Source organism: Streptococcus sp. FSL E2-3488, assembly GCF_038003585.1.
Taxonomy (GTDB): Bacteria; Bacillota; Bacilli; order Lactobacillales; family Streptococcaceae; genus Streptococcus; species Streptococcus thermophilus.
In genome coordinates this window covers 1,625,171-1,638,246 of the sequence record NZ_JBBOPL010000001.1, presented here as the reverse complement: position 1 = coordinate 1,638,246, position 13,076 = coordinate 1,625,171, and the positions used below count along the sequence as shown (strand labels likewise).

Below are 13,076 nucleotides of genomic sequence, written 5' to 3'. Positions count from 1 at the left end.
ATAAATTATGAATGACAGTGCATAATCAATCAAATTAAGGAGAAGAGAAATGACCATATTAAAAACTTTTAGTGATACGGTGAAACAATATCCTTCTAAAGTTGCTGTTATGTATAGCGGAGGAGAGTTTACTTTTCAAGAAGTAGATGTGATGTCTAATTTTATTGCTAAGCAGCTACTACTCAATAGCGATGAAGAGACTGTACCTTTTTATATAGAAAAAAATAAGTATGTTTTACCAGTTGTTTTGGGGATAATGAAATCGGGTAAAATTCCGTTACCTATAACAAATAGTCTTGAGGTCAAAATATCATTAGAACGTATTAGCGAAGTTGTCTTTGACGTGTTGATAAGTGATAGGGATGTTAAACTTGAAAATCATTCAGTAACTCTTTTGCTCTTACCCAAAAAATTAGAAAGTTACAGTGAGTATCAAGAAGTAGCTACAACTAAAGAGAATGAAATTGCACATATTATCTGTACTTCTGGAACTACTGGGGTTCCTAAAAAAGTATTTTTAACTGATGATAACATAGATTGGCTTGTAAAAGAATTTTATAAAATTGTGAAGTTTACTTCCGAATCAAAATTTTTATTTACAACTCCCTATACTTTTGATGTTTCATTAACAGAGATTTTGGCACCTGTATATACGGGTGGTACTTTGGTTTGTTACGATGGTGGGATTCAGAATATTATTCGACTAGGAGAAACAATTGAGAAAAAGAAGATAACTCATTTATCATTATCTCCGTCTTTTGCTGAAACTATTATTGATATTAGTGGGCCAGAAGTATTCCAGAATTTAAGAGCGTTGTGTCTAGCAGGTGAGACATTTCCTAGTTCATTAGCGAATAGGTTGAGAGGGCTTATTCAGCAAGGGTGTCGAGTATTTAATTTATATGGGCCTTCAGAAACAACAATTTATGCAACCTACTATGAGTTGAAAGATAGAAAATATAATACTGTTCCAATTGGTAAGCCTTTGCCTGGGGTTCAACTAAAGATAGCTTCTCAAAAAGAGAATTCTAAGATGGCAGAACTTCTAATTGGTGGTAATGGAGTAACGGAAGGGTATAGACTACAACCCGAATTAAATAAAGCTAAGTTTAAGTTGATAGGTTCAAATAGGTACTATGTAACGGGGGACTACGTTTATTACCAAGGAGATAACTTGGTATTTAGTTCAAGAATAGATAGCCAAGTCCAAGTAAATGGTATTCGTATTGAATTAGATGAGGTAAAATCTATTGTAGATAAACTTAAATCAGTTAAATCATCACGAGTTGTTTTTTATAAGAAGAAACTTGTCGTATTTTATGAAGCCGATTTGAATATTAAAGAAGATATTATTAGAGGTTTACCTAGTTACTTAAATCCGACGGTAGTTAAAGTTGAGAGTTATTATCTCAATCAGAATAGAAAGTTGGATGTTCCAAAAATGCTTGAGATATATTATTATAAAAAACAAAGTCAACAAGGAGATGATGTTAGAAAAAATATTTTAGATGTACTATCTAAATTTGAAAGAGTTGATATCACAGATTTGGATTCGTTAGAATTAGTTAGATTTTATTTAGAGATTGAGGATATCTTTGATATTGAAATTAAAGAAAATGATTTTTATAGGCTAAAGAGTGTAGATTCGATTGTGGACTATATTAGAAATAAATCATTTTTTCAAGAACGTTCAACTGAGCCAAACGATAGTTTTACTAAAGAACATGACTTGGTTAATTTAGAGTATAATCTCACAAAAATGAATTATCGTTATTTGAAAAATATTATTACTCCTAGCCCGACACAAAAGAGACTTTATAAAAACAATCAAAATCGTGTTATTGGTTTTAATTTAGCACTGGAAGAAGTGACTTATTTAGAATTGAATAAGCTGCACCATATTATTAAATATTTAAGCTATAAAATTGATATATTTAGACTTGTTGTCGAAAAGGAGCAAACTCGATTTAGCATAGGTATTGTGAATGAAGGAGATTACTCACCTAATATTATTGTACTAAATAATTTACCAACAGAGTTAGAATTACAAGGAATATTAGATAATATAGAAGTGATTCCTATTCCAATTATTGTGGTGGGAACAAGAGATAAAAAAGTAAGATTTTATTTTCCATATCATTCTATTGATGCATCATCATTAAATAAACTTGGAGATACAGTATATCAACTGTACGAAAAAAAGATAGTTATTGATGAAGTACCTAGTAGTTCACTGGTTGCTTTTTCGCAGTTTAAAAGGGAGGTGTTACAGAATGATGTCTCTGGGGATGTTCTTGCTAGATTGCCAAAGATAAAGCCTGCTATTGAGTTTGAGAAATTAAATGATGAAGTTCAATGTTTTCAAGTTTCTTTACCAGAAGATATTAAAGGAGACGATGTATATCTTTTTACAATTTATGCTATCTCACAGTGTATTTTAAGCGACTATAATCTGTCTGCTATATCTGGGGGTCTATCTTTGGATTTTAGAGATTATGAACAGTTTGATGCGTATGACTTAATAGGAGACATTCACAAGAAAATTCCATTCCAAGTAAATCGAACTGAAACTTTTGAGGAGTTTAAAAACTCTCATTTCAAAATTTTGGAGATCTATCGTACAGGTATTGATTACTATGAAATTGCAATGTTAGGAAATGATATGAGTGCTAAAGAAGTGCAAGAACGATTAAATAATCTGTCTCTATCAATAAATTTCATTGGCGAAGCATTTAGGTTAAAAGATACTATTAATAATATAATTGATGTTGATTTTGATAAAAATTTTATTAATGTATTTGTACATGAGCGATTTGCATACGCAGTTATAAAATCTGAGTTATTGAGTAATAGTGTTTATGACTTAATGCATAAAGATAGCAAATTCGAGCTAAAAGTAATTGATAAAAAACGACTGGAAAATGAGGAGACAAACCGATGAGTATTTATAAAGATATAGTAGAGGGGTACCAACTGAATAATATTCAGGAAAAGGATAAATTGAATAACGTTTTGGTACAGCTTAATGAAAAAGATGATCAAGAGATGATAAATAGAAAGAATTTCATTGGGCATTTTACAGCATCAGCATTTGTTATTTCAAAAGATAACAGGCGTTTATTGATGGTTCACCATAATATTTTAAAAAGATACCTACAGCCTGGGGGGCATATTGATAAAAATGATAGAAACCCGCTAGATGCAGCGAAACGTGAGCTGTTTGAGGAGACTGGGATAGATTCTGAAATATTGACGTATCAATGTGCAGAACCATTGAATAGCTTGATACCTTTTAATGTTTCTGTGCATAAGATACCAGAAAATAAATTGAAGAATGAGCGTTCCCACTACCATTATGACTTGCAATATTTATTTTATATTGAAAATGAGGTTGATGTGAAAATTGACAGCAACGAATCGAGTTCCTATGAGTGGATTCAGCTAGATAATGTAAAGGACATGGACGGCTATAAGGAAATCATTAAGAAGATTGAAAAACTTGAAGCAGCTTCTCAAGAACGTTTTTTATCTAATATGCTGAAAGGTGCATCGTTTGAAGACATATCATGTATTACTGTACAACATATTATTCCAAGTACAATACCGATTATCATGACATTGCAAAAAATATTTGGGCATCGTTTGTTAGTGTGTGCTAAACCAAACTCTGTTGATAAGATGGTATGGCACAAGCTAGAAAATATGGGGGTAAGATTAACATTAGCTTCAAGGGATGAATATTTTAATGTAGATTATCTGGGGATAAAGAGTAAAACAATTTTATTAGACATTGGTGGGTATTTTGCCTCAATTGCTCAGATTCCAAACTTACCTATCGAGTGTATCATTGAAGATACAGAAAATGGGATTCAAAAATATGAGAATGTTATTGATCAAATAGAATATCCGTTATTTTCTGTCGCTAGAAATCCCCTGAAGAAGAATGAGGATTACTTAGTTGGTGCGGATATTGTTTTTGGGACAGATTATATATTACATCAAAAAAATTTATTAATGCAATATATGCAAGTGGTTTGTATTGGATATGGGAAAATCGGTTACGGCATCTGTACCAAATTAAGAGAACTTGGTATTAGACCGAAGGTGCTGGAAAAAGATAGCATGAGAACTATTCAAGCGGTACGTGATGGTTGCGACATTTTGCTAGAAAAAGATTTCAAGAATATTGATTTGATTTTTTGTGCGACCGGTTCAAAAAGTCTAGATATTTTAGATTTTCGCTCTATCAAAGATGGAACCTTCCTAGTCTCTGCAACATCTAGTGATGATGAATTTAATTATAGCTATTTATTGGATGAATATGAAGAAATAGTCGAAACTTCATTAATCACTAGATATGAAAGTGAAGACAACTATTTCTATCTGTTAAATCAAGGAACACCAACTAATTTTGTAGTAAACTCCGCTTTGGGAAATTATATTTTATTAGTCCAGGCAGCCATTCTATATACAGCTAAGAAGTTTATTGAAGATAGAGAAATGGCTATAGCTAAGCAAGTAAACACTCTTTCGGATGAGGATAACTATAATATTGCGAAGCAATGGTTAGAATAGTTCTGCTAATGAACAAATATCTGAGGAGTTTATTTTGAATAAAAAAGAACAACAAAATACATATTTACTTGTAGGGAGCCGTATTATTTCTCGTGTTGGAGATATTATGTTTGACTTTGCGAATAACACTTTTTTATCGAGTGTAAATGTTAAGTCACTTATGTTAGTTGGTATTTATCAGACATTAGAAAACATCATCAGTGTGATTTTTAATCTTTTTGGTGGTGTTCTGTCTGATAACTTTCAAAGAAAACGGATTATCATTTTAACAGATATTTTAAGCGGAGTATTGTGTCTTGCCTTATCTTTTATTTCTAATCAGCAGTGGTTGATTTATGCTGTGGTTATCACAAACATTATATTAGCTTTTTTCTCATCATTTTCAGGCCCTGCTTATAAGGCTTTTACTAAAGAAGTGGTGGAAGCAGATAATATTTCAAAACTAAACTCATTACTAGAATCGTTTATAACGGTAGTTAAAGTCGTTGTTCCCCTGGTATCGGTATCTCTATACGGTTTACTAGGATTATATGGTATTTTACGTCTAGATGGGATAACATTTATTGCATCTGGGTTGCTTATTCTCTTTATTCGTCCCATACTTGAAGAAAGTACTGGGAAACAGGTGTTTTCATTATCGAAAATCTTTTCAGATCTTTTTGAAGGAGGAAGGTATCTAGCTAGTCAAAAGGAAATTTTGTACTTGGTTATTTTATCTGCGATTGTTAATTTCTTTTTAGCAGCTTATAATCTGTTGTTACCATATAGCAATCAGATGTTCCCAAGAGTTACCGTTGGCTTATACGGTGTTTTCCTAGGAGCAGAAGCAGTAGGTGGTCTTATTGGAGCGTCTTTAAGCAGTATTCTCAATAAAGTTTTGAAAATAAAAACAATGATTTTATATCTTGGAGTATCAGGTGTTTTTCTATCTTTGACACCTATGGTATACTGTGTTTTTCCAAGTGCTTATATGCTTGCGTTATATCCTGCTTTATTCAACTTGTTTTTGACTATGTTCAACTTACAGTTTTTTTCATATATCCAAAAGAATGTGGATAATGTCTTTCTTGGTAGAGTTTTTGGGATTATTTTTACTGTTGCAATTTTATTTATGCCCATTGGGACAATGACATTTACTTTTCTTTTAAGCCCTAAAAATATCTTTAATTTTGTTATCGTTGGTTTATCTATAGGAGGTATTTCGCTTCTCTTTTATAGGATTTTTAGCAAAAGATTGAGGTAAATTTTCAGAGTAATTTTAGCTCCGATGGCGTAGTAAAATTGCTTAGTAAAGTCACAATTTATATACTTGTTAGGGCAACCATTACACACATAAGGTAATCGTTTTAGAAGTGGGCGGGCCTCACATTTTGAGTGTTGATTGATTCCTTGATGGTAAGGTGTTTACATACTTTTTTAGAGACAGTAGATGGGTCGCCGATTAGTTTAGAAATAGCTCTAAATGTCTTGTTCGTTTCTCATAAAAGTCAGCGATATTGCAGGGATTGGTATGACTAGCTGAAGCGATGTTGTGAATGTACTTGAACAAGATTTTACTGGCATAGGGATTCCCTCGTTTAGTGATGTGTTCCTTAGCGAGAAAGTTCCCAGATTCATAGTGTCTCAGGTCAATGCCAATAAAAGCGTTGATTTGATTGGTATACTGCGACGAATATCTCCCAATTCGCCAATGATAGATGTCGCTGTGGTTTCTGCGATGCCAGGAATTGACCGTAAGATGTCATACTCTGGTAAAGGCTGAGCTAGAGCTACCATGTCGTTTAAGACAACCCGTCTGCGTTCAGAAAGACGAAGCAATTCGGCTCTTTGTCAAACAATTGATATTTTTAGGTGATAGTATTTTCTTATCACTTTGATTATGTTTAAGTATTAGTTAAGCTTAGTGAATTCTGTTACAATAAAAACAATCAATCTCAAAGGAGAGTATTATGAAACTTAAAAAAATTCTTGGAATTACGGGTGTAGCCATTGCTTCAGTGGCTTTGCTTGCTGCATGTTCATCTAAATCACCAAAAGAAGCATCTAAATCTTCAGGTGCTAAAGAAACAATTAACTTTGCCACTGTTGGGACAACAGCACCGTTCTCATATGAAGAAAACGGGGAATTGACTGGTTACGATGTGGAAGTGGCTAAAGCAGTCTTCAAAGACTCTGACAAATATGAAGTGAAATTCCAAAAAACAGAATGGTCTTCAGTATTTACAGGTCTTGACGCAGGTAAATACCAAATGGCCGGGAATAACATCTCTTACTCAGAAGAACGTGACCAAAAATACCTCTTCTCATATCCAATTGCTACCACACCAGCTGTTTTGGTTGTTCCAAAAAATAGTGAGATCAAGAAATACGATGACATTGCTGGACACTCAACACAGGTTGTTCAAGGAACAACGACAGCTACTCAATTGACAGAGTTTAATGATAAACATTCAGACAAGCCAGTTGAACTTAACTACACAAATGAAAACATTACACAAATGTTGACAAGTTTGAATGAAGGTAAATATGATTTCAAGATTTTTGATGCACCAACTGTTAATACAATCATCAAAAATAATAAGTTGAGTAATTTGAAGACCATTGAACTTAAGTCTGATCAACAACCATACATTTACTTCTTGTTTGCTGATAATCAAAAAGACCTTCAAAAATTTGTAAACAAGCGTTTGAAAGAACTCCGAAAAGATGGTACTTTGGCTAAATTGGCTGAAAAATTCCTTGGAAATAAAAACTATATTCCAGCTGAAGATGCGTTGAAAGTTCCTAGTAAAAAATAATAAAGAAGGCTGGGATTGATTCTCAGTTTTTTCATATAATTAAAATCTAGGGCAAGGTATAGTTAATAGCTATAGAGATATACAATTATAAACAATTTGCTACAATTCTCATCTTATGGGATAATAATTTAACACTTAAAACAATTAAAGGGAGTTCGTTATGAAACTTAAAAAAATTCTTGGAATTACAGGATTGGCAGTCGCTTCAATAGTAGCCTTGGCTGCTTGTGGTGCCGGTGGTAACAAATCTGCTAAAGATGATAAAACATTGACAGTTGGTATCATGACTTTGGATGATACAACTGAGCCAGTGTGGGATAAAGTCAAAGAATTGGCTAAAGACAAGGGTGTTACAATTGACTTGAAAGAGTTCACAGACTATAATCAACCAAATGAGGCTCTTAAAAATGGTGAAATCGACGTTAATGCTTTCCAACACATCTATTTCTTGAACAACTGGAACAAAGAAAATAAAGGTGATCTCGTTCCAGTAGCTGATACACTCCTTAGCCCACTCCACCTTTTCTCAGGAACTGAAAACGGTAAAGCTAAGTATAAGGATGTTAAAGAGCTTCCAGAGGGAGCTACTATCTCAGTACCTAACGATAGTACAAACGAAAGTCGCGCTTTGACTCTCCTTCAAACAGCTGGTTTGCTTAAGTTGGATGTTAAAGATGGCGAATTGGCAACTATCAAGAATATTTCTGAAAATCCAAAGAAATTGGAGATCAAAGAAATCTCTGCTGAACAAGCTGCCCAAACTCTTTCATCAGTAGACGCTGCAGTTGTTAACAACTCATATGCACAACAACAAAATGTTGACTATAACACAACCCTCTTCCAAGAAGATCCAAGTCAAGATTTGAAAGAATGGGTTAATATCATTGCAGCTAATAAAGATTGGGAAAAATCAAACAAATCCGATGCTATCAAGACTTTGATTAAGGCTTACCAAAATGATGAAGTTGCCCAAATCATTTATGATGCTTCTAACAAAGTTGACCTTCCAGCATGGAAAGGTGCACCAACACGAGATCAATTGGAAGCTAATTCAAAGAAATAAGCTAAGGGCGAAAGGGCGTGTGAGAGCACACCATTTTGTCGTATATGAAGAAGTCAATTTGATGGCATTTCCTAGTGAAGAAGAGCAGCTACGAAAGTTTCGTAATGATGAAGTTGCTCAGCACTATTTTGAAGTTTTGAGAACTTTGATTTCTAAAAAATCTATTTTTGCTCAAAATATTGGTCTCTATGACGTTGCTGCTTACCTCGGTGAAATTTTTTCTCGTGTAGGAGCAGAGGTAACTGTTGACGAGACCTATGCGGCACCTTTTGTCTTGGCGAAATTCAAGAGTCCAAACCCAGATGCGAAAACAATTATTTTCTATCAACACTATGACACTGTTCCTGCGGACAATGATCAACCATGGACGGATGATCCTTTCCGTTTGACAGTTCGTAAGGGTTACATGTATGGTCGTGGTGTCGATGATGATAAGGGGCATATTACAGCTCGGTTGACAGCTCTTCGTAAGTATATTCGCGAGGTCAGAGACCTTCCTGTTAATATTACCTTTATGATGGAGGGGGCTGAGGAGTCTGCTTAGACTGACCTTGGAAAATATTTAGAAAAATACCGTGATGACCTTCTCCCAGCAGACTTATTGGTTTGGGAACAAGGAAATCGAAATAGTAAAGGACAATTAGAAATTACGGGTGGCAACAAGGGGATTATTACCTTTGACTTGTCTGTCGAGAGTGCGGATGTTGATATCCACTCTAAATTTGGTGCGGTTATTGAATCTGCTTCCTGGTACTTACTCAATGCTATTTCAAGTATGCGTGATGATCATGGACGTATTCTTATCGATGGTATCTATGGAAAAATTATCCAGCCAAATGAACGTGAAATGGATCTTATCGAGACTTACGCCATTGAAAATGCAGATAGCCTCCGTAAGATTTATGGCTTAAAACTACCAATTTTGGAAAGCGACCGTCGTGCTTTCTTAAAAACGTATTATTTTTAGCCAGCTCTTTCTATTGAAGGGATTTCGACAGGTTATCAGGGGCAAGGTGTTAAGACCATTCTGCCAGCTCAAGCCAAAGCTAAGATGGAGATGCGCTTGGTCCCTGGTTTGACACCTGAGTATGTTTTGGATTGTATCAAGGCTCACCTCAAAAAAGAGGGGTTTGACCGTATCAAGGGAACCTTCACTCTTGGTGAAGAAAGTTATCGTAGTGATATGTCAGCTCCTGCTATTGTCAACGTTATTGAGTTGGCAAAAGGCTTTTATGAGGAAGGTGTCGCTGTACTTCCGACAGCTGCAGGCACAGGTCCTATGCATATGATTTACGAGGCTTTGGGTGTTCCTATGGTAGCTTTTGGTATAGGAAATGCTAATAGTCGAGATCATGGTGGGAATGAAAATGTTAGCCTAGCAGATTACTACACCCATATTGAACTAATTAAGGAGTTAATCGCAAATTATGAGTAATGTCATTATTGATTTGAAAAATATTGATATCACCTTTACGCAGAAACGTCGCACTATTCAAGCGGTTAAGGATGTGTCCATCCAGATTGAAAAAGGTGATATTTACGGAATCGTTGGCTATTCAGGGGCTGGTAAATCTACTCTTGTTCGTGCGATCAATCTTTTACAAGTACCTACAGCTGGTAAAATCACTATCGGTGAAGATGTGACTTTTGAGAACGGTCAGGTTCAATTAACGACAAAAGAATTGCGCCAGAAACGTCAAACGATTGGGATGATTTTCCAACACTTTAACCTTATGGCTCAAAAGACGGCTTATGAAAATGTAGCTTTTGCTCTTCGTCATTCTAAACTAAGCAATGAAGAGAAAGACAAAAAAATTCGTGGTCTTTTGGAATTGGTTGATTTGGCTGATCGTGCCGAAAACTATCCTGCACAGTTGTCAGGTGGTCAAAAACAACGTGTAGCGATTGCCCGTGCCTTGGCTAATGATCCTGAAATCTTGATTTCAGATGAGTCTACCTCAGCTCTTGACCCAAAAACAACTAAGCAGATCCTTTCACTTTTGCAGGATTTGAATAAAAAGCTTGGTTTGACAGTGGTTATGATCACCCACGAAATGCAAATTGTTAAAGACATTTGTAACCGTGTGGCTGTTATGCAAAATGGTCAACTTTTGGAAGAAGGAAGTGTTCTTGATATCTTCTCAAACCCACAAGAGGATTTGACACAAGAATTTATTGAAACTGCAGCAGGGATTGAGGATGCCTTGGCTAAGATTAATGCACAACCTTTGGTGAAAAACTTACCTGCATCTGCACTTCTTGTTCAGCTTAAATATGTAGGTTCTTCAACAGATAGACCCCTTTTGACGGAAATCTTCAAAGACTTCGGCGTTTCAGGTAATATTCTTTATGGAAATGTTGAGATTCTCGGTGATACCCCTGTTGGTGAATTGGTCGTTGTTTTAGATGGTGATTCTGATAAGGTTATTGCTGCGCTAAAAGCGATTGAAAATGCAGGTGTTAGCTTGCGAGTACTTAAGAAAGGAGCCCAATAATGTCAGATTGGATTCAACAAAACTTTCCAGATATTTATCGTATCGGTATGCAGGGGGCTAACTCTTGGCCAGATGCCATCTACGCGACACTTTATATGACTGTGATTTCCTTCATCATTGGTGGGCTTCTCGGTCTCATTATGGGTCTCTTCTTAGTATTGACAGGTCCTCGCGGTGTCATTGAAAATAAATTTATTTTCCAAATCTTGGATAAAATTACTTCAATCTTTCGTGCCATTCCTTTCATCATCCTCTTGGCCATTTTGAAAGACTTCACTTACTTTATCGTAGGGACTAACCTTGGTAAGACAGCGGCTTTGGTTCCATTATCAGCTGCAACCTTCCCATTCTTTGCACGTCAAGTACAGGTGGTACTGGCAGACTTAGACCGTGGAGTGATTGAAGCAGCACAAGCTAGTGGTGCAAATCTTTGGGACACGATTAAGGTTTATCTTGGCGAAGGACTCCCAGAATTGGTTCGTGTATCAACAGTGACTTTGATTTCCCTTGTGGGTGAAACTGCCATGGCTGGAGCTATCGGTTCAGGTGGTCTCGGATACATCGCCATCTACTACGGATACAATCGTTCAAGTACATCAGTTACCATCTTAGCAACCTTCTTGATTTTGATTTTGATTTTCCTTATTCAGTTTCTCGGTGATTTCTTGACCCGTAAGTTGAGTCATAAATAGAATTTGAAAGCCTATTTATCAAAGGCTTTTTTCATATATTGACGATTTCAGTAATTTATCATAATATGGAAACTGTAGAATGCTTTGTGGTTACCCTAATCACAAAAAGGAGTTAATTAGTTATGAAACGTTTTATTTCAGCTTGGAATAGGACCAGTCTGATTAAGCGTATTGCCATTGGTGTGGTAATTGGCGCTATACTTGGTTTACTGATTCCAAAGATTACGGTTATTGGTCTTTTGGGAGACATGTTTGTTGGTGGATTAAAGGCGATTGCACCACTCTTGGTTTCCGCTTTGGTTGCGAATGCCCTCTCTCAAACACGTGAAGGTCAGCAGAGTAACATGAAGACAGTTATTGTGCTTTATCTCTTTGGTACCTTTGCGGCTGCTTTGACAGCTGTTATTTCTCACTATATTTTTCCAATTTCCTTAAAATTAGGAGCAGCCTCAGCTACTAAGGCAGCTGCACCTCAAGGGATCGGTGAGGTCTTTAAGGATTTGATGCTTAAAATGGTAGACAATCCTATCAACGCTTTGTCTCAAGCCAATTACATTGGTGTTTTAGTATGGTCTGTCGTTTTTGGTTTTGCCATGCGAACAGCTAGTGAGCACACTAAAGAATTGCTGCATACCTTAGCAGAAGTAACTTCTCAAATCGTACGTTGGATTATTAATCTAGCGCCATTTGGAATCCTTGGTCTTGTCTTTGATACTATTTCTAAGAATGGCGTTGGTGTTTTGGCAGATTATGGTGTCTTAATCCTTGTTTTAGTTGGAACAATGACCTTTGTTGCTTTGGTTATTAATCCTATCATTGCATTTGTGATGATGGGTAAAAATCCTTTCCCATTGGTTTTCCGTTGCTTGAAAGATTCAGGGATTACAGCCTTCTTTACTCGCTCTTCAGCGGCTAATATCCCCGTTAACCTTCAATTGTGTGAGGACCTTGGCTTGAATCCTGATACCTATTTGGTTTCTATCCCTTTGGGGTCAACTATTAATATGGCAGGAGCGGCTGTGACAATCAATGTTTTGACGCTTGCTGCAGTGACTACTTTGGGAATTGAGGTTGATTTTGCAACAGCCTTTATTCTTAGTGTGGTTTCAACTATTTCTGCTTGCGGTGCCTCAGGTATTGCAGGAGGTTCCCTCCTCTTGGTACCCGTAGCATGCAGCCTCTTTGGGATCTCAAATGATTTAGCTATGCAAGTTGTTGGTGTCGGCTTTATCGTCGGTGTCATCCAAGACTCTTGTGAAACAGCTCTCAACTCGTCAACAGATGTTCTTTTTACAGCAGTGGCAGAAAAAAGTCGTTGGAAGAAATCTTAGATAACTACTACATGGTCAGCCTGTTGGGCTGACTTTTTGATTTTAGAGGGAAACATAGCCAAAGACTATAGCTAGCTCAAGGATCTATCATCTTTAAAAAGCCCATAAAATATAGTATAATA

General features: G+C 35.9%; 8 protein-coding genes and 2 pseudogenes. 9 read left to right on the top strand and 1 reads right to left on the bottom strand.

Features of this window, described 5'->3' with window-relative positions:
- The first annotated feature begins 49 nt into the window (after positions 1 to 49).
- From MHH90_RS08395 to MHH90_RS08385, 3 genes are read left to right on the top strand one after another with little or no spacing between them, the layout of a single operon-like run.
- Entirely contained in the window at positions 50 to 2,941 is a 2,892-nt protein-coding gene (locus tag MHH90_RS08395) for a non-ribosomal peptide synthetase (protein ID WP_014621152.1), read from the top strand.
- A complete protein-coding gene (locus tag MHH90_RS08390; protein WP_167401419.1) occupies positions 2,938 to 4,575 on the top strand; it encodes an NUDIX domain-containing protein in 1,638 nt (545 codons plus the stop codon). Before MHH90_RS08395 ends, MHH90_RS08390 begins: the two co-directional genes overlap by 4 nt.
- Before the next feature lie 34 nt (positions 4,576 to 4,609).
- A complete protein-coding gene (locus MHH90_RS08385) occupies positions 4,610 to 5,818 on the top strand; it encodes an MFS transporter (RefSeq protein WP_011225463.1) in 1,209 nt (402 codons plus the stop codon).
- Between the two features lie 222 nt (positions 5,819 to 6,040).
- Here the strand turns inward: MHH90_RS08385 and MHH90_RS08380 are convergent.
- A pseudogene (locus MHH90_RS08380) lies at positions 6,041 to 6,396 on the bottom strand (transposase); the annotation flags it as partial.
- 128 nt (positions 6,397 to 6,524) lie between these two features.
- On the opposite strand from MHH90_RS08380, the gene MHH90_RS08375 reads away from it, so the two are divergent.
- The 6 genes and pseudogenes from MHH90_RS08375 to sstT all read left to right on the top strand — a co-directional run bounded on the left by MHH90_RS08375 (position 6,525) and on the right by sstT (position 12,954).
- Positions 6,525 to 7,373 (top strand): amino acid ABC transporter substrate-binding protein, encoded by an 849-nt coding sequence (locus MHH90_RS08375; protein ID WP_340725884.1) that lies wholly within the window; start codon positions 6,525 to 6,527, stop codon positions 7,371 to 7,373.
- Between the two features lie 160 nt (positions 7,374 to 7,533).
- Complete coding sequence (locus MHH90_RS08370; RefSeq protein ID WP_340725883.1) at positions 7,534 to 8,436, top strand: MetQ/NlpA family ABC transporter substrate-binding protein; 903 nt, start codon at positions 7,534 to 7,536, stop codon at positions 8,434 to 8,436.
- 61 nt (positions 8,437 to 8,497) lie between these two features.
- A pseudogene (locus MHH90_RS08365) lies at positions 8,498 to 9,871 on the top strand (M20/M25/M40 family metallo-hydrolase).
- Complete coding sequence (locus MHH90_RS08360; protein WP_002949604.1) at positions 9,864 to 10,931, top strand: methionine ABC transporter ATP-binding protein; 1,068 nt, start codon at positions 9,864 to 9,866, stop codon at positions 10,929 to 10,931. Before MHH90_RS08365 ends, MHH90_RS08360 begins: the two are co-directional and overlap by 8 nt.
- On the top strand, positions 10,931 to 11,623 hold the full coding sequence (locus MHH90_RS08355; protein ID WP_002949605.1) for a methionine ABC transporter permease: 693 nt from the start codon (positions 10,931 to 10,933) through the stop codon (positions 11,621 to 11,623). The genes MHH90_RS08360 and MHH90_RS08355 overlap by 1 nt, the downstream gene beginning before the upstream one ends.
- A gap of 122 nt (positions 11,624 to 11,745) precedes the next feature.
- On the top strand, positions 11,746 to 12,954 hold the full coding sequence (gene sstT / locus MHH90_RS08350; protein ID WP_014621156.1) for a serine/threonine transporter SstT: 1,209 nt from the start codon (positions 11,746 to 11,748) through the stop codon (positions 12,952 to 12,954).
- The last annotated feature ends 122 nt before the right edge of the window (positions 12,955 to 13,076 follow it).

What these genes read in the sequence shown, in the direction of transcription:
- MHH90_RS08395 (WP_014621152.1), top strand. Translation starts at nt 50, where the DNA reads ATGACCATATTAAAAACTTTTAGTGATACGGTGAAACAATATCCTTCT.
- MHH90_RS08390 (WP_167401419.1), top strand. Translation starts at nt 2,938, where the DNA reads ATGAGTATTTATAAAGATATAGTAGAGGGGTACCAACTGAATAATATT.
- MHH90_RS08375 (WP_340725884.1), top strand. Translation starts at nt 6,525, where the DNA reads ATGAAACTTAAAAAAATTCTTGGAATTACGGGTGTAGCCATTGCTTCA.
- MHH90_RS08370 (WP_340725883.1), top strand. Translation starts at nt 7,534, where the DNA reads ATGAAACTTAAAAAAATTCTTGGAATTACAGGATTGGCAGTCGCTTCA.
- MHH90_RS08360 (WP_002949604.1), top strand. Translation starts at nt 9,864, where the DNA reads ATGAGTAATGTCATTATTGATTTGAAAAATATTGATATCACCTTTACG.
- MHH90_RS08355 (WP_002949605.1), top strand. Translation starts at nt 10,931, where the DNA reads ATGTCAGATTGGATTCAACAAAACTTTCCAGATATTTATCGTATCGGT.
- sstT (WP_014621156.1), top strand. Translation starts at nt 11,746, where the DNA reads ATGAAACGTTTTATTTCAGCTTGGAATAGGACCAGTCTGATTAAGCGT.